This window comes from Robiginitalea insularis (genome assembly GCF_052497835.1).
Window position 1 is genome coordinate 1,362,892 of the sequence record NZ_CP199296.1, and the last position, 17,213, is coordinate 1,380,104.

The following is a 17,213-nucleotide window of genomic DNA, read 5'->3' on the forward strand; positions in this document are numbered from 1 at the left end:
AAAGGGGTTATTTCTCCATTACCAGGCTAAAATCAAGGTGACGTTTTACTAAATCTGTATTCTTGACCATAACCGTTACCTCATCTCCAAGCTGATACATTTTACCTTTCCGTTCCCCAACCAGTGCATACTGTTTCTCATCAAAGGTATAATAATCGTCTTTTATATCCCGTATCCGAACCATACCTTCACACTTGTTTTCGATGATCTCCACATAAATCCCCCATTCGGTAACCCCTGAAATAACTCCCTTAAAGGGGCTGTCACGGTGGTCTTCCATAAATTTTATCTGCATGTATTTTATAGAATCCCGCTCTGCACTGGCTGCCAGACTCTCCATTTCTGAAGAGTGTTTTGATTTTTCATCATACTCTTCAGCCTTAGGGGGTTTTCCACCTTCCAGATAATGCTGTAATAGACGATGCACCATTACATCAGGGTACCGCCTAATCGGAGAAGTAAAGTGGGTATAATAATCAAAAGCCAACCCGTAATGCCCGATGTTATCCGTACTGTACACGGCCTTACTCATACTGCGAATGGCCAGTGTATCTACCAGGTTCTGTTCTTTTTGCCCCTTTACATCCTCCAATAACTGATTCAGAGAACTATTGAGCGCCTTTTTATTTTTAAAATTTAGCTGATGTCCAAAACGCTTGACGATTCCATTCAGGGCCATCAGTTTATCTTCATCCGGCTGGTCGTGAATCCGATATATAAAAGTTTTTTGAGGTTGCTGTTTTCCAATAAACTCGGCTACTTTCCGGTTGGCGAGCAGCATAAATTCCTCAATAAGCTTGTTGGCATCCTTACTTTCCTTAAAGTATACCCCAACCGGCTCATTATCTTTATCCAGTTTGAACTTTACCTCTAATTTGTCAAAGGAAATGGCACCGTGATCCATCCGCTTTTTGCGCATTATTTTTGCCAGGCGGTCCATGGTCTCAATGGCCTCCACTACTTCAGCAGCTATTCTGTACCCCCCCTCTCGTATCGAAATATCTGCTGGAATATCTGCTTTTTTACTTTCAATTACATGCTGCGCCTCCTCGTAGGCAAAGCGTTCATCCGAATGGGTAACGGTTCGGCCGAACCACTGGTTGCGGATCTCAGCCTGCGGACTCAACTCAAAAATAGCTGAGAACGTAAGCTTATCTTCATGAGGCCTCAGGGAACAGGCATTATTCGACAGAATTTCCGGAAGCATGGGTACCACCCTGTCCACCAGGTAAACAGAGGTTGCCCGGTTGTAGGCCTCCTCCTCAAGCAGAGTGTCGGGTTGCACATAATGGGATACATCTGCAATGTGAATACCCACTTCAAAATTGCCATTTCCAAGCTTTCTGAAAGATAAAGCATCATCAAAGTCTTTGGCATCCTTTGGGTCAATGGTAAAGGTTAGTACATCCCTTAAGTCTTTTCTTTTGGAAATTTCTGCAGGATGTATTCGGGTATCCAGCCTGTCTGCATCCCTTTCCACTTCTGCCGGGAAGGTGTATGGCAAACCGTATTCCGCCAGGATAGAATGTATTTCTGTATCGTGCTCACCTGGCTTTCCAAGTATTTCTGTAATCTTTCCGTAGGGTGAATCAGCATCATCCGGCCAGCTTGTAATTTCTACAACAACCTTTTCGTGGTTCTGGGCCCCATTCAGGTCTGAAAGTGATACAAAAATATCAGTATACATTCGGTTGTCCGTTGGACGGACAAAGGCAAATGATTTATACAGATCCACTATCCCTACAAAGCTGGTCTTTTTCCGGCTGATAATTCGGGTAATTTTCCCTTCAGGCCGGCTTCCCTTTCGTTTCTGGAATAACTGTACCTCCACTGTATCTTTGTGAAAGGCTCTATTTATATTAGGATAGTTAATAAATATATCCTGATCCAGCTCTTCTGTAGTGATGTAGGCATTTCCCTGAGAATTTACATCAACCACCCCTGTATAGGTATCCGGGCTGTGTTTGGCTTTGAATTTACCTCTTGATACTTTTTCAATCCTGTCTTTGGCAGTTAACTGCTCTAATTTCTTGATGAGGATATTACGTCTTTCGGTATCTGTGATTTCGAGTTTGGAAGCAATTTGCTTGTAGTTATAGCTGTTCTTTGGATCTGCTTCTAAAACCGTAAATATTCCTTTAGTAACTTCGTTATTCAAATGATTTGTTGCCCTTTTCTTTTTCTTCGACATTAATCTTTTTATTTCGGCGCAAATTACGAATAATATTGGCAGCAGTCCGTTATAGCCCTCATAATGCGCTGTTAAGAAATAAACATTCTATTATTAATCATTATATATTCTTTAATTAAAATAAATAAAATGGTCTATTATGATTGCTTGTTAATTGCGGTAAAAAATTATTGGTAAAAATTTGATTTATCCACAGTTAAAAAATTATTGACAATTTTTAAAATAAGAATAAGATAAGGATCAAGTAATTAGGCTATTTATTAACGTGTCTTTATAACAGGAATGAACAGGAATTTCTTTACAAATTTTCATTATCTGTTTGTTTATTTCTCTTAAAGAACTCACGTTCTTTTTCTGATAAATTTTCAGAATAACAGTTGCAATTAGATATTTAATTTCACAATGGACAAATTCGGGTTGAAATCAAAATGCAATTATTAAATAGTTATTCAAAATTCTCAACAACAACCCACTTTTTTAAGTTATTCATAGATAACACTTTAGGTGAAACATCTTTTTTATTGTTAACACTTGGATTTCGGATGATTCAAAATCGGTTTTGTACCTTTATAGGTGTTATAAATAGATGCAAATGAAAATTTCAATTGGGAATGACCACGCAGGCACAGAATACAAGCTGGCCATTATCGGATTGTTAAAATCTATGGATATTGAAGTCGAAAATTATGGTACAGACGGCACAGACAGTGTTGATTATCCCGACTTTATCCATCCTGTAGCCGAGGATGTGTCTTCGGGCAAGACAGATTATGGAATTATAATTTGTGGCAGCGGCAATGGCGCCACCATGACTGCCAATAAACACCAGAAAGTCCGGGCTGCGCTATGCTGGAATAAGGAGATCGTATCCCTGGCACGAGAACATAACAATGCCAATATTCTAAGTTTGCCGGCGCGTTTTATTGCCATCCCCCAGGCGCTCGATATGGTAAAGACCTTTTTAAACACTCCTTTTGAAGGAGGAAGGCACCAAAGAAGAATAGATAAGATTCCTTGTTATTGAAAAGGGTGCTTAATAGCTACCAATTCTAAAGCCTTTACAATATTATGGGGCATCACCACCACCATCATTCCAGTGAGATAAAAGGCAAAAATCTGCTGATTTCCATTATCCTGAATATTGTTATTACCGCGGCACAGCTGGTTGGGGGAATCCTTTCCGGGAGTCTGGCGTTGCTGTCAGATGCCTTGCACAATTTTAGCGACGTTATTTCTTTGATTATAAGCTATATAGCTAATATTCTATCCAGAAAAGAAGCTTCTACCAATAAAACATTCGGATATAAAAGAGCTGAGATCATTGCGGCCTTTGTTAATTCTGCCACGCTTATTGTAGTGGCCATCCTCCTGATCAAAGAAGCCATTGAACGGCTTATAAGTCCGGAACAAGTAGGCTCCGAGATTGTTATCGGCCTTTCCTTATTAGGTATTCTAGCCAATGGTTTTAGTGTGCTTCTCTTGAAAAAGGATGCAAACCGGAATATGAACATGAAATCTGCCTATCTGCATCTTTTTACAGATATGATGGCGTCAGTAGCAGTGCTGGTCGGGGGGATACTGATGTTTTTCTATGGCTTGTACTGGATAGATCCCTTATTAACGGTGCTTATTGCATTTTATTTGGTTTATATGGGTTATGACCTGCTCAGAACCTCCACCCGGGTATTGATGCTTTTTACACCTGAAACCATAGAGGTTCAGAAAATTGTTGAAAGTATTGCAACCATAAAACCTGTTAAGAATGTACATCATCTACATATTTGGCAGTTAAATGAAGATGAGGTTCATCTCGAAGCCCATATTGATTTCGAGGAAGATATAAGCCTGTCTCAATTCGATTCTATCTTGCTGGCTATTGAAGAAAAGGTTTATCATGAATTTGGAATAAACCATGTCAATATCCAACCTGAATACGGTAAATGCGACAGTAAACAACTAATAGTTCAGGACTGAATGAGAATACAGGTTAAATCATTTAGCGAGCTGAGCGTGGAAGAATTATACGCCCTCTTACAGTTGCGTTCCGATATTTTTGTGGTGGAACAACAGTGTATTTACCTGGATCTGGATGGCAGTGATTCAAGGGCGGTTCATGTTCTGGGGTATGAGGGAACAGAACTGGTAGCCTACACCCGTATATTCAGGGCAGGCGATAATATGGAACTGGCCAGTATTGGGCGGGTAGCCGTACAAAAAAATTACAGGGGCCAGGGCAAGGGAGTGGAAATAATGAAAGCCTCTCTTGAGGCTATTGCATCAGAATTCAAGGAAAAGGATGTGGCTATTTCAGCACAGACCTACCTTATTGAATTCTACGAAGGGCTTGGGTTTAAAAAAATAGGGGATATCTATCTGGAAGACGATATCCCGCATATTAAAATGATTCGTACCCCTGATTAGGAAATTTTAATCGGCTGTTTGTTTCCAAGGTTGAGCTCCTCCAAAAGTGTGTCTGTAAACTTGTAGTGACCTCTGAAGGTAATGATTCTGAAGCGGTTGGATTTCATTCGACTCAGCGTATCGAGGAAAAGCCATTTAGACTTAAGCATCACCGGTTTTTCCGATTTCAGGCTGATGTCAAAAAAATATTTCTGACCATTCTTGGTAGCCGTTATGTCTGGCGTTACAGGATTGCCAGTGCTTTTCTTAATGTAGGACTTCGGGGTTTCATAACCCTCCATATCTGCTTTGATATTGTCAAACCCCCGGGACTGAAGATGTTCTACGGACCGTTCCAGAACATCCAGATTATCTTGTTTTTCTAGTTTTATCATAACTAGTAAAATAATAAAAAATAGGAGAAATGCAAATTTTAGAAGGGGTTTAACAAAGATTTAATGAATTAAAAATCAATTCTTTAATCCAGATAAATAGTCTTTCCCTCCCGGATGGACCGGTCTGCCGCCAATACAATTTTTAAACTGTTGACCGCATCTGTCAAATGAGCGGATAAATCCAGATCACTTTTGATGGCATCGTAAAAGAACTGTTGTTCCAGCTCACAAAGTTGTTGATGAGTGGGTTCATCTTCCATTTGAAATAAACTATCTGCATGAAGGAAGTCTCCCTGAGCGTTTGTCGCAGCCTGATGCAATCGCAGTACGCCTGTTTGTGTGTGCCCTTCCAGGTCATCTGTTGCCTTTTCCGGCAAATCTTCCATTGAAACGGACCCCAGGGGTCCCATTACATCTTTAATGAAATGTGCATTAGCGCTGATCATTGGCCCCCAGCCAGCCTCATACCAACCTACGGAGCCGTCCTCGAAGCGAACCTGCAATTGTCCGTAATTGTACATCTCCGGTCCGATTTCGCCACTCAGGCGCGCTCCAATAGCGTTTACACTCAGGGGCCGGGAAGCGGTCATCTGACACATTACATCCACATAATGAACCCCGCAATCTACTATTGGTGACATAGATTGCATCAGTTGCCGGTGCGTATACCATTGAGGCCCGGAACTCTGTTGATTGAGATTCATACGCATTACCAGTGGTTTTCCCAGGGTCTTTGCCAGTTCAATAAAGCGGTTCCATGAGGGGTGCACCCGGAGAATATAGCCTACCACCAGTTTTAAATCTTTGTCTTTTGCCAGTCTGAGAAGCCCTGAGGCCTCTTCAGCGGTTAGTGCAATGGGCTTTTCAACAAACACATGGCAGCCTGCGTTCAGGGCTTCTTTAACCAGGGGACCGTGGCTGTCCGGATATGTATTGACGGAAACGGCTTGTGCGTTGGAGTGCTTAAGAGCTTCCTGCAGACTGGAAAAAGTAGGGTATCCCCCAAGTTTTTTTGAGAGTTTGTTTCGGCTTTCCGGACTCCGGCTGACCAGGGCTGCAATTTCAAAGCCCGGAAGTTGCTGGTAGGCCAGGGCATGGCTGCTGCCCATATTGCCGCAGCCTACAACAATAACAGGGATCTTATTTTTCACTTGTCTTCAGGCTAAATGCGATTATTTTATTGCCTTTGGGTGTCCCGAGTTTTTCACCCCCGCAGGCCAGGGCGATGAATTGCCTTCCATCCGTCTCGTAGATAGCAGGGGTTGCAAAGGCCGGAACTGGCAACTTGTATTCCCATAATAGTTTGCCATTATGACGGTTAAAAGCCCTGAAGTAACCATCTTTGGTAGCTGCTATAAAGAGCAGCCCATTTTCTGTAACTACTGGTCCGCCATAGTTTTCCGAACCGGTTGGGGCCCGTCCTTTTTCCTTCAGCTCAGGGGTGTCACCCAAAGTTACCGACCATATATATTCCCCCGAATTAAGGTCAATAGCATGTAGCGTTCCCCATGGCGGGTTAATAGCCGGCCGGCCGTTTTCATCCAGGAATTTATGGTAGCCCAGGTGCTTGTAAGGCAGTTCTGGCTGAGCCAGACCAGCGTCGGCTACCCGTACTTCCTTTTTATCTTCTTCTCTGTTATAGAGGAAAGCCAGTAGAGCTTTTTCCTGCTCGGGCTTAATCTGTGGAAAACCAGGCATCATTCCTTTTCCCTGTCGGATCAGCAGGCTCACCTCTTCAGTACTTTTGCGCAACTCCAGCCCCTGAAGGGAAGGAAACCCGCTCTGTGGCATCCCTGAACGGTCTGCCCGGTGACAAACCAGGCAATAGGTATTGTAAAGCTGGGCCCCTAAAGATCCTTCCACTTCGCTTTCGGTTTCTGACATCTGGAGGAACCAGGCCATTTCATTAGAGTTAACGTAGAGGATGCCCTCTTGCGGATCTGCAGCAGCCCCTCCCCATTCTGCACCCCCATCGTAGCCCGGCAATAATAATACAGGATCCAATCCGGGCGGGGCGTAAAGCCTTCTATCTAAGGAACGCAGCAGCGCTTTGAGACCTTCGGGATTGGGTGCATAAGGGCTGATATCATTTTCAGTGAGGGATTGGGCCTGGCGCGCAAAAGGGAGGGGTTTTTTCGGAACGGGTTGAGTGGGCCAGGCAGCTTCCCCACGCAGGTCTGATTCCGGGACCGGACGTTCTTCAATTTCAAAAAGCGATTCACCAGTGAAACGATCAAACACGAAGACGTAACCCTGTTTGGTTATCTGTGCAACTGCCGGTATAGTGGCACCCTGGCTGTTTTTAACGGATAAGAGGTTCGGCGGCGCCGGAGGATCCCGGTCCCAAAGATCGTGATGGGTAAACTGGTAATGCCAGATCCGCTCCCCTGTATTGGCATTAAGGGCAAGCAGGCAGTTTGAATAAAGATTGGCCCCTTTTCGATTGCCGCCGTAGAAATCCGGGGCAGCAGAGCCAGTAGGGACATATATAATTTCATTTTCCGCATCCAGGGCCATCCCGGCCCAATTGTTGGCTCCTCCGATAAGGCTGTTGCGAACATTTTCCAGCTCCCATGTTTCTGCCCCGGCTTCACCGGGATAGGGCAGGGTGTGGAATACCCATGCCAATTTCCCTGATAGCACATCAAAAGCCATAATATCTCCGGGGGCAGCCCCGGCCCCCTCTGCCACCCGGGTAGGCATAATAATAAGGTCCTTGTAGATGGTCCCCGGACTGCTTGAGGTTACAAACTTATCACGGGCATCAGTCGGCAGCCCGGATTTCAGGCTTATTTTTCCGGATTCACCAAAAGAATCTACAGGCTTTCCACTAAGGGCGTCCAGAGCCCATAAATCCGAGCCGATGGTATAGTAAATACGCCGGTCTTCTCCCTTTTCCCAATAGCTGACCCCCCTGCTGGTGGCATACCAGGCATTCAGGCTGTCGCCAAAGACCCACAGTTCCTTTCCGGTTCTGGCATTAATGGCAAATGGCCGCATTGCCGCGCTTACACCATACAAGACAGAATCAACAATTATGGGATTCATTTGCATCTGTCCGGTATCCGGGGTTTCATATTCCCAGGCAACTTCCAGCTGTGTAACATTATCAGGGCTAAAGGCCGAAAGAGTGCTGTAGTGACTCCTTCCGGGATCCCCCAGATAATGGGCCCATCCTGTATAAGAATCCGGGTTAGTAAGCCCCTTTTCGGGCTGACATCCGAATACTAAAACAACAAGGAGGAGGCAGAAAACATACCCAAAACAATAATTGCGCATGGCGGTGGGTTTACCACTTAAAAGTAGCGAATTCACAGCAAATGTGTGGAAGGAATTAACCAATAGAGAACAATTCCCTGCTGCTTTGTCGCACCGCCGAAAGATATCCGGTTCCGAAAAGGTTAAGGTACACCAGTAGGTAGTATAACTGGTAAAGCTGCTGTCTTTTTTCCCAACCGTGTTTTTGGGGTCTCAGGCTGTAATACCCCCGGTAGAAGCTTTCCGGAAAACCACCGAAAAGGCGGCTCATCGCCAGGTCTACCTCGGCATGCCCGCAATAAACGGCAGGGTCGATAAGAAAAAAACGGCCTCCTGAATACTGATAGTTTCCACCCCAAAGGTCTCCGTGTAGCAAAGAGGGTTGCACCTCAGGTGTCATGTTTGCAATGGCATCCAGTAAAATATCTGCCTCAGCAACCCATGCATTTTGAAATAGACCCTTTTTTACTGCCAGCTGATATTGCGGCAGTAATCTTTCAAACACGTAAAAGGAGGCCCAATCAGGATGGGGGTTGTTTGGCTGGGGAAGGGATCCGATAAAATTAGGCCTGGCCCATCCAAAACCGGGCTGTTGTTGATTGTGCATACAGGCCAGGTCCCTGCCAAAGGAACCGAAGTCTCCGGGAGGGGAATCAGGCTTCAGATATTCCAATAGCAGTACCGCCCCATTTGGAATACGGGAACAGGCCAACACTTCGGGAGCCGGGAGGCAATTGAGCCTGCCAATGGCCAGCAGGCCTTCCTTTTCTGCATCCAGCATTTTAAAGGCATTTTCCCCTTTCAGCACCTTGGCAAACAGGTCTCCCTTCTCTGTTTTCAGCTGCATGGCTTCTGCAATATCCCCGCCACTAAGCCGGATGGCAGTTTTAATTTTTATTCCAAAGCTGGTGCTGATGTGTTCTATGAGAGAGGTGTCGCCCATTTACAAAGCAAACTTTTGACCCTCACGGGCGATGTTGTAACCTGCAGCCTCAATGGTTTTGGAGGCGCTGCTTTGGGGGTCCAGCAACGGATTGGTGTGGTTAAAGTGGATGAAATGTATCTTGCTTCGCTCTGCATCAGGCAATCCATCCAGAAGATTCCGAGATTCCACCACAAAAGGATGGGGGATTTCAGCCATGTCCCGGTACCCCAATTCTGCAGCATCGTAAAAGGTGGCATCTATAAAGGCCAGGTCAACGCTTTTAAGTTTTTCTATCAGGGAGACTTTCCAACGATCCCACTTATCGATATCCGGGATAAATAGCAGGCTTTTGTCCGGGCCTCTGATTTCAAAACCAACCGTTTCGGAGTATTCATCCCGATGCGGAACCCGGAAGGGAATTACCATTAATTCATCAGATAGTACCTGGGGTTGCTCCTCCTGTAGCGGATGCAAAACAATATTTTCTAATTCAACCAGCTGATTCCAGGGGCCGTTTTCCCTTAGGAAGCTTTCCATGCCTGGCATGGCAAAAACAGCTATTCCTTGAGCATTTAGTGCTTCCCTTCCCAGGAACATCAGGCCGGAATAATGCCCTATATGGGCATGTGTCAGGAATATGCCATCTGTGCGTTTGCCAGACCCAAAACCAGCATAATCGCTCAATTCCTGAAGTTGTGAACCCAGGTCCGGAGTGGCTTCAAACAGATAGGACTTTTGGGTATTTCGGTCGATAAGCCCAAGGGAAACGACCTTTCTGGAAGCGTCTTGATTCTGCCACAGCATCTTACAACAATCCCTGTTGCAGCCAATATGCGGGGAACCTCCATCCTGTACGTTCCCAAGGATTACCAATTCAACTGCCGGGGAAGACTCCGCTTCAGGAACGGGGGAGGGCTTTTCCCGCTCTGCCCCCATACACCCCAGTAACAGGATCAGGGACACAAAAGCCGAAAGTGCACTGCCCTCAGTTTTCATAGCCGCCTATTGCAGGATCTTTTGGTAGCTTGCAGGGTTGGCAAGCACTTCTCTCGCAGTAGTAATGGCCTCGTCGTGATTCAGGTAGAAATCGTAGAGCCCCTCGCGATAGGCATAGCGCTTGACTATTTCATCTTCAAGCTTTTTCCCGATCTCACGGGAATAGCGATTAAGCCCACTCAGTTTGCTCTTGTCAATATCGGCCAGTAATTTTTCAAAATCGGCCTTTATTTCCGGCGTAAAGATCAGGGCTTCCTTATCTGTAAGGGCATCCCGCAGCGATTTCTCTGTTTTGGTTTCGAAGGAAAAATCACTTTCACTTACAAAGGAGATAAAATCCTGATACAACCCATCTGACATACTAAAGTCTGCAGGCTTTGTTTCCGGATGGCTGTAATAATAATTTGTGGCAAAATCAAAAATAAGGTTGTTGCCGTTCAGGGCGTCTATGAGTTCATTAGAGCGCAGGGCCGTAATCTCTATATCGGGCATAACCCCGCCGCCATCTGTAACTTTGCGGCCGTTGCGGGTGGTAAACTCCTGGAATTCGGTGTTGCGAACTGCCTTTCCGGAAGCATCCCGGTTCCAGTAATCAAGGGCCTGTATACAACGTCCCGAAGGCGTGTAGTAACGGCTTATGGTTACTTTTAGCTGGGTGCCGTAGGTGAGTTTCAAAGGCCTTTGAACGAGGCCCTTTCCAAAACTCCGGGCTCCTACAATTACCGCCCGGTCCAGGTCCTGAAGCCCGCCGGATACTATTTCACTGGCCGAGGCGCTCTGGCCGTTTACCAGCACTACCAGTGGGATGTTTTCGTCAACTGCATTTCCGCGGGTCCGGTATTCCTGGTTGAATTTTTTCACCTTGGATTTAGTGGTTACGATCAGCTCTCCTTTAGGGACAAAAAGGTTGGTTACGTTGATGGCTTCGGAAAGCAGGCCTCCAGGATTGTTTCTCAAATCCAGAATCAGGCGTTCGGCACCCTGGTCTTTTAACTCCAGAATGGCATCTTTGGTTTGGTCTGATGCCTTTGCATTAAATCGGGAAAGCACAATATAGCCTGTTTTATCATCGGCCATTTTGTAGAAGGGTACCGCATCGATTTCAATAGCATCCCGTTGAATGGTTGCCGTGTTGATTTTCCCTTGTCGCCTGTAAGTAACCTGAACATCAGAATTGTTCGCACCCTTCAGCAGGTCTGCCGCGTCATCCTTGAAATCGGCAACGGAAATATCCCCGATCATGATGATTTCATCTCCGGCCTTTAGGCCGGCCTTATCTGCCGGATAACCTTTATAGGGCTCCACAATCAGTAATTTGTTTTCATAGGAGCGCACCAGCGCTCCAATCCCGGAATATTCCCCTGCATTGTTGATTTTATATGCCTCAACATCCTGCTCGTTTAAAAACTGCGTATAGGGGTCCAGGTCTTCCAACATGTTTTTGATCGCCGTATCCATTAACTCAGCGGGATTGGTCTCATCCACATAATTCATGTTGAGTTCTTTGAACAGGGTCGTAAAGATCTCTATTTGTTTGGCGATTTCGAAAAAATCGCTCTTAAAGCCAGAGGCCGTGAGCAATACTGCAACGGCGATCAGAGGGATAAGGACTTTAGTTTTGATGTATTTTTTCATTTGAACAGAACTTTTGCAACAGCTGATAAACAGCCTTTTCTAATTGATGGTATTCCGGAAGCTTTTTTCCAAGGTATAAAAATACCAACGCATAGCTTCCTTCAGTATTGTTAAAAAATTGTGGCTTTTGTGTCCGATAGGCTTCCCGGAGGTGTCTTTTGATACGATTTCGGTCTACTGCTTTTTTTACAGACCTTTTTGGTACTGCAAAACCGGCACGGAACCCTGGGGGGTCTGATTTTTCTGCCGGGAGGTAGTAGAGGCTCAGCGGAAATGCTTTTAATTGCTTGCCCTCCCGAAAAAGCAACTCCCAGCGTTTTTTGCCGGACAACCTTTCAGATTTGGGAAAGCGGGAAGTAACCATGCTTCAAAAGTACCAAAATATTCCGGTTGGGGCAGGCTGATAATTATCATATAAAACCCTGTGTTCAAGCAGTAACTTGCCTGAATCAACCAAACCCAGACAGACGGGTCAAATCTTGGATTCTTATGGGAATTTTAAGCGTTAAGCCCCTTAACACCAGTGCTGACAGAGCCGAATACATCAAACAGTTACTGACCGATATTAAAACACTGGAAACCATGCTAAAGGAGCAGGTTTTCGAGAATGAGGCCATCCATATTGGGGCGGAACAGGAGTTTTGTCTCGTAAACGAGGATTGGGAGCCTTCCAATCAGGCTCCCGAAATCCTGAAGGAAATAGACGAAAAGCATTTTACAAATGAACTGACATGCTACAATCTGGAAATAAACCTGGACCCCCTGAGGCTGGAAGGCAGCTGTTTTTCGCAAATGCACAAGCAACTGAACGCCTTGCTTGACCGGGCTCAAGAGGCTGCTGATGTGTTTCAGAATAAAATTATCATTACGGGAATCCTGCCTACTATTCGCACGGAACACATGGGCGAAGACTATATGACCCCTGCCAAACGGTATAAAGTGCTCAATCAGGCAATTAAGGCAATCAGAGGGGCAGATGTGGAATTACATATCCGGGGGGTGGACGAGATTAACCTGCATCACGACTCCATTATGTACGAAGGCTGTAATACCAGCTTCCAGGCCCATTTGCAGATCAATCCGGAGACCTTTGCCGACACATACAACTGGGCCCAGGCCATAGCTGGTCCAATCCTGAGTATTTGCACCAATTCTCCCATGCTGATGGGACGGGAATTATGGGCGGAAAGCCGGATTGCGCTGTTTACCCAGAGTGTCGACACGCGTAAGAGCACTTTTCTATTGAATGAACGAGAATCCCGGGTGGGTTTTGGAAGTGCCTGGGCAAGCGGTAGTCCGGCCGACTTTTTTAAGCAAACAATTGTTCGCTTCAGAAGTCTTATCACCGCAGATTTTGATAAGGAGGACAGCTGGCAGCAGTGGAAAAAAGGGAGCACCCCCAGCTTATCTGCCCTTAGTCTTCACAACGGAACTGTCTACCCCTGGAATCGTCTTTGTTACGGCAGCGGCAAAGGGAAACCGCACCTGCGAATCGAAAACCGTTACCTCCCATCCGGGCCCACCACCTCGGATGAGATCGCCAATATGATGTTCTGGGTAGGGGTAATGCAGGGAAAACCCGGAAAATGGGATGATATCCACACAAAAATGGATTTCAGGGATGCCAAACACAATTTTTTCAGTGCTGCCCGATATGGAATGGGGGCTCAATTCCATTGGGACGGGAAGGTTCTCCCGGGCCGGGAGCTCCTTTTGGAGATCTTCCTGCCCATAGCCTATAAGGGATTGCGCAAACTGCGGGTGGACTCGGCCGATATTGAGCGTTACCTCGGTATCATTGAAAATCGTATCTTCAATCAGAATGGCTCGGATTGGATGGTGCAGTCTTTCAGGAACCTGAGAAAACAGCATAATATTCCGGATGCATTAAAGGAAATGACCGCTAGTCTTTTCGAACGTTCTTATAAAGGATATCCTGTGGATGCCTGGAAGCCCGCAAGCGGTAGCCAGTACAGGCTCAACCGAAATGAGCCACTAGTCAGGGACCTGATGAGCACCCGTATTATTACGGCACAGGAAGAAGACAGCGCGGCCCTGGTGGTTCACCTGATGAAATGGAACCGAATCCACCACCTGCCTATCCTCAATTCGGACAGTGAATTTTCAGGTTTGCTGAGCTGGAAAGACGTATCAGGGATTGCCAATACAGAAAGAATATACGATACCAGCATCAGGGCGTTGATGAAAAGCTTGGTGCTTACCATCAAGGGCGAGACTCCGGCTGCTGAGGCAAAAAAACAAATGGAAGAATTAAAAATAAGTTGCCTGCCAGTTTTGCAAGGTAACACCCTGGTTGGGATACTAACATTGAATGACTTTGACAAATAGCAATATTACAGTGGAAAAAAGCCGACCGGTAATGGCAACAAACCGGCTTATCGGAAAGACGGGGACTTCAAAAGAAGGCCCGACCCTTGTTGTTTTTGGGGGAATTCACGGAAATGAACCTGCCGGGGTTAAAGCACTCAATGAGGTTTTTAAACAGCTTAAGGCTGCCGGCACCCCTCCAATCAGGGGTTCTTTTATAGGGATACGCGGCAATCCAGCTGCCTTAAGCGCCAACAAGAGGTTTTTAAAATCGGACCTGAATCGATTATGGACCAAGCCAAACTTAGCCCATATGCTCCTGAAGCGTCCGGAAGATCTTGAGCATGAGGAGGCTGAAGCCCTGGAAATCAGAGAACTGCTCTTTTCCATCCTGAAGCGAAACAGCCCACCCTTTTATTTTATAGACTTACATACTACTTCCAGCCCCACTCTTCCTTTTATTACCATTAATGATGCGATGATAAACAGGAAGTTTTCCAGGCTGTTTCCGGTTCCTGTAATACTCGGGATCGAAGAATTTCTGGAGGGCCCTATGCTAAGCTATATCAATGAACTGGGGTATGTTTCCCTGGGATTTGAATCCGGACAGCACCAGGACCCGGAGGCAATTGTGAATGCCCGGGCGTTTATCTGGCAAACGCTCATTTACACCGGTTTGCTGGAAGATTCTGAGGTGCCCCTGCTAAAGGAAGAAATAGGACATCTAAACAAAGCAAGTGGTGGCAACCGCACTTTTTACGAGGTATACCACCGGCACCTTTTGGACCGGACCCATGACTTTCGCATGGAAAAAGGGTTTGCCAGTTTTCAAAAAGTAAAAAAAGGCGAGCTCCTCGCTAAAAGCAGAGGGGGAGACATTCACATGTCAAAAGACGGGATGATATTTATGCCGCTTTACCAGGAACAGGGGGAAGAAGGCTTTTTCCTGATCCGTCCCATTCCGGACTGGGCGCTGCAATTTTCAGCCTGGCTTCGAAAAAGGAGGTTTCAGGATTTCCTGCACTGGTTACCCGGGATTAGCTGGCAGGATCCTGGCGGCGACAAAATCAAGGTTAACCTGCGGATCGCCCGCTTCTTCAGCAAGCAAATCTTCCATTTATTGGGATACCGTAGTAAACAGGCAGATGAAACCCACCTGATACTGAGTAACCGGGAACGCAATGCCCGAAATTCAGACTACTCCGTCACCAGCTGGTACCGTAATAAAGCCTGAGACCTATTCGGATGCCTGCCAGAGGTTATTTGAAAGATCCACATCTGCCATAAGCTGAGAGGGATCGATCACAACGGCCTGGATCTGGTCTATAGGGGCGTCCACCTCTATGGTATAGATGGGTCGCGCCCAGGGCCAGTCTTCGAGGACTTTGCGCTCAATCCCAGGATATGGGTTTCCTTTCTCGCCCCGCATCATCCGCAGCGGCATATACAGCAGTTTCCGGCTTCCGTCCTTATATACCAGCAGTAGGTCTATTGGCATGGGCATTTGCCCGATGCGTTCCAGCTCAATAGCGGTTTTGTTATTCCCGCCGGCTGATACTGACCGAATTCCGTAATCAATAGTATTGGTGGTCTGGGCAAAATCAGTCAGGTACCAGTCTAGTTCAAATCCGGAAACCTTCTCCGCACTCCGCTTGATATCATTGGGGGTGGGGTGCTTAAATTTAAAGTCCTGGAAGTATTTCCGCAGGCTCTCCATCAGCTTGTCCTGTCCGATTACATAACCCAGTTGCGCCAGGAAGACAGCACCCTTACTGTAGGCAGAAGTCCCGTAACCGGAATTAAAGTCATAACGGTCTGCATGGGTGGAAAGCGGCTGCTCCCTGCCCGATTCGACCAGGCGGTAATAACTCCTGTAGGAGCCTTCAAAAGGATTGGATTTTTGCTGGTCCATTATCTGATTCATACACAGGGCAGATATAAATGAAGTAAAGCCCTCATCCATCCACTCGTGTTTTGATTCGTTGGTGGCCAATAGGTGCTGGAACCAGGAATGGGCCAGTTCATGGACCATCACCCCCACCAGGCTTCCAAAACTGCGCTCTCCGGTAATCAGCGTGCTCATGGGATATTCCATTCCGCCGTCACCTCCCTGTACAACTGAGTATTGTTCATAAGGGTAGGCACCTACATTCCGGCTGAAGAACTCCATGGCTTCAGCTGTTTTGGGCTGTAACTTTTTCCAGTTTTCTTCCAGCTCCGGTTTATTTTTATAAAAGAAGTGCAACAGCGGGCCATTGGTTACCCTGAGGGTGTCGTGGCGATACTCAGGATCTGCCGCCCACATAAAGTCGTGTACCTTGGGGGCCTTAAAATGCCAGGTCAGGGTTTTTCCTTTTGTGCGCTTAACTTTTGTTCCGGGCGCCTGGTATCCATGCCCTATTTCAGACGGGTTTTGCAGGTACCCCGTACCGCCTACCACATAGTCTTTATCAATTGTGAGCTTCAGGTCAAAGTCTCCCCAGACCCCGTGGAATTCCCTGGCAATATACGGATGGGCGTGCCAGCCTTCGAAGTCGTATTCGGCCATTTTTGGGTACCACTGGCTCATGGACAAGGCAACGCCTTCCCTGTTATCGCGGCCCGATCTCCTGATTTGCAGCGGGACCTGCCCCTCAAATTCCATTTCAAAAATGCTGCTGGATCCCGGGGGGATGGGTTTCGCCAGGGAAACAACCAGGACGGTCCCCTCCAGCTCATAGGAAACAGCTGTTCCGTCCTGCAACAGTTTTGATGCTCTCAGGTACCCGATTTCATTTGGCTGCAGGTTGGCTATCCGGCTTTGCCCATTAGCCATCATCCGTCCGTCCGGGTCTTCTATGGATTGCAGGCGCAGATCCATTTCACTGCCCGGTTGAAAAGCGTTGAAATACATATGGTAGAAAACCCTGCTGAGGGTATCGGGAGAATTGTTGGTATAAGTCAGTTTCTGGGTCCCGGTGTAACGGTAGGTCTCCACATCCATGTTGACCTCCATCTTATAATCCACATGTTGTTGCCAGTATGCCTGGTTTCCCTGTGCCTGCAGCAGGCCGGTTCCCATTAAAAGATAAAACAGGTATTTCAT

The 17,213-nt window shown here is 46.5% G+C and carries 14 protein-coding genes; 5 read left to right on the top strand and 9 right to left on the bottom strand.

Features of this window, described 5'->3' with window-relative positions:
• Positions 1-7: 7 nt before the first annotated feature.
• A complete protein-coding gene (gene rnr, locus ACT6NV_RS06205) occupies positions 8-2,191 on the bottom strand; it encodes a ribonuclease R (RefSeq protein ID WP_445386386.1) in 2,184 nt (727 codons plus the stop codon).
• A gap of 592 nt (positions 2,192-2,783) precedes the next feature.
• Between rnr and ACT6NV_RS06210 the strand changes: the two genes are divergently transcribed.
• From ACT6NV_RS06210 to ACT6NV_RS06220, 3 genes are read left to right on the top strand one after another with little or no spacing between them, the layout of a single operon-like run.
• Positions 2,784-3,215, top strand: coding sequence for an RpiB/LacA/LacB family sugar-phosphate isomerase (locus ACT6NV_RS06210; RefSeq protein WP_445386387.1), 432 nt, complete (start codon positions 2,784-2,786; stop codon positions 3,213-3,215).
• A 44-nt stretch (positions 3,216-3,259) separates the two neighbouring features.
• Positions 3,260-4,165 carry a cation diffusion facilitator family transporter gene (locus ACT6NV_RS06215; protein ID WP_445386388.1) on the top strand — a complete coding sequence of 302 codons (906 nt, stop codon included), beginning with the start codon at positions 3,260-3,262 and terminating at the stop codon, positions 4,163-4,165.
• Complete coding sequence (locus tag ACT6NV_RS06220) at positions 4,166-4,612, top strand: GNAT family N-acetyltransferase (RefSeq protein WP_445386389.1); 447 nt, start codon at positions 4,166-4,168, stop codon at positions 4,610-4,612.
• Here ACT6NV_RS06220 and ACT6NV_RS06225 read toward each other — a convergent pair.
• From ACT6NV_RS06225 to rnpA, 7 genes are all read right to left on the bottom strand, one after another.
• Complete coding sequence (locus ACT6NV_RS06225) at positions 4,609-4,986, bottom strand: hypothetical protein (RefSeq protein WP_445386390.1); 378 nt, start codon at positions 4,984-4,986, stop codon at positions 4,609-4,611. The two genes, ACT6NV_RS06220 and ACT6NV_RS06225, sit on opposite strands and share 4 nt — an antisense overlap.
• Positions 4,987-5,069: 83 nt before the next feature.
• Positions 5,070-6,137, bottom strand: a complete 1,068-nt coding sequence (locus ACT6NV_RS06230; RefSeq protein WP_445386391.1) for a Gfo/Idh/MocA family protein — start codon at positions 6,135-6,137, stop codon at positions 5,070-5,072.
• Positions 6,127-8,265 (bottom strand): pyrroloquinoline quinone-dependent dehydrogenase, encoded by a 2,139-nt coding sequence (locus tag ACT6NV_RS06235; protein ID WP_445386392.1) that lies wholly within the window; start codon positions 8,263-8,265, stop codon positions 6,127-6,129. The genes ACT6NV_RS06230 and ACT6NV_RS06235 overlap by 11 nt, the downstream gene beginning before the upstream one ends.
• A gap of 55 nt (positions 8,266-8,320) precedes the next feature.
• Positions 8,321-9,187 carry a fructosamine kinase family protein gene (locus ACT6NV_RS06240; protein WP_445386393.1) on the bottom strand — a complete coding sequence of 289 codons (867 nt, stop codon included), beginning with the start codon at positions 9,185-9,187 and terminating at the stop codon, positions 8,321-8,323.
• The gene (locus ACT6NV_RS06245; protein WP_445386394.1) at positions 9,188-10,165 is read right to left on the bottom strand and encodes an MBL fold metallo-hydrolase; all 978 of its coding nucleotides are present in this window, start codon (positions 10,163-10,165) and stop codon (positions 9,188-9,190) included.
• Positions 10,166-10,171: 6 nt separating this feature from the next.
• Positions 10,172-11,800 carry a S41 family peptidase gene (locus ACT6NV_RS06250; RefSeq protein WP_445386395.1) on the bottom strand — a complete coding sequence of 543 codons (1,629 nt, stop codon included), beginning with the start codon at positions 11,798-11,800 and terminating at the stop codon, positions 10,172-10,174.
• A complete protein-coding gene (gene rnpA / locus ACT6NV_RS06255; RefSeq protein WP_445386396.1) occupies positions 11,778-12,164 on the bottom strand; it encodes a ribonuclease P protein component in 387 nt (128 codons plus the stop codon). Before rnpA ends, ACT6NV_RS06250 begins: the two co-directional genes overlap by 23 nt.
• A gap of 125 nt (positions 12,165-12,289) precedes the next feature.
• Between rnpA and ACT6NV_RS06260 the strand changes: the two genes are divergently transcribed.
• Positions 12,290-14,149, top strand: a complete 1,860-nt coding sequence (locus ACT6NV_RS06260; protein WP_445386397.1) for a CBS domain-containing protein — start codon at positions 12,290-12,292, stop codon at positions 14,147-14,149.
• A gap of 31 nt (positions 14,150-14,180) precedes the next feature.
• On the top strand, positions 14,181-15,362 hold the full coding sequence (locus tag ACT6NV_RS06265) for a succinylglutamate desuccinylase/aspartoacylase family protein (RefSeq protein ID WP_445386398.1): 1,182 nt from the start codon (positions 14,181-14,183) through the stop codon (positions 15,360-15,362).
• A 3-nt stretch (positions 15,363-15,365) separates the two neighbouring features.
• Here the strand turns inward: ACT6NV_RS06265 and ACT6NV_RS06270 are convergent, their stop codons facing one another.
• Positions 15,366-17,213, bottom strand: coding sequence for a M1 family metallopeptidase (locus ACT6NV_RS06270; protein WP_445386399.1), 1,848 nt, complete (start codon positions 17,211-17,213; stop codon positions 15,366-15,368).

Bases quoted from the DNA above. Each gene is read 5' to 3' on its own strand.
- ACT6NV_RS06265 (WP_445386398.1), top strand. From the start codon at position 14,181: ATGGCAACAAACCGGCTTATCGGAAAGACGGGGACTTCAAAAGAAGGC.
- rnr (WP_445386386.1), bottom strand. From the start codon at position 2,191: ATGTCGAAGAAAAAGAAAAGGGCAACAAATCATTTGAATAACGAAGTT.
- ACT6NV_RS06220 (WP_445386389.1), top strand. From the start codon at position 4,166: ATGAGAATACAGGTTAAATCATTTAGCGAGCTGAGCGTGGAAGAATTA.
- ACT6NV_RS06250 (WP_445386395.1), bottom strand. From the start codon at position 11,800: ATGAAAAAATACATCAAAACTAAAGTCCTTATCCCTCTGATCGCCGTT.
- ACT6NV_RS06215 (WP_445386388.1), top strand. From the start codon at position 3,260: ATGGGGCATCACCACCACCATCATTCCAGTGAGATAAAAGGCAAAAAT.
- rnpA (WP_445386396.1), bottom strand. From the start codon at position 12,164: ATGGTTACTTCCCGCTTTCCCAAATCTGAAAGGTTGTCCGGCAAAAAA.
- ACT6NV_RS06270 (WP_445386399.1), bottom strand. From the start codon at position 17,213: ATGAAATACCTGTTTTATCTTTTAATGGGAACCGGCCTGCTGCAGGCA.
- ACT6NV_RS06245 (WP_445386394.1), bottom strand. From the start codon at position 10,165: ATGAAAACTGAGGGCAGTGCACTTTCGGCTTTTGTGTCCCTGATCCTG.
- ACT6NV_RS06235 (WP_445386392.1), bottom strand. From the start codon at position 8,265: ATGCGCAATTATTGTTTTGGGTATGTTTTCTGCCTCCTCCTTGTTGTT.
- ACT6NV_RS06210 (WP_445386387.1), top strand. From the start codon at position 2,784: ATGAAAATTTCAATTGGGAATGACCACGCAGGCACAGAATACAAGCTG.
- ACT6NV_RS06240 (WP_445386393.1), bottom strand. From the start codon at position 9,187: ATGGGCGACACCTCTCTCATAGAACACATCAGCACCAGCTTTGGAATA.
- ACT6NV_RS06260 (WP_445386397.1), top strand. From the start codon at position 12,290: ATGGGAATTTTAAGCGTTAAGCCCCTTAACACCAGTGCTGACAGAGCC.
- ACT6NV_RS06225 (WP_445386390.1), bottom strand. From the start codon at position 4,986: ATGATAAAACTAGAAAAACAAGATAATCTGGATGTTCTGGAACGGTCC.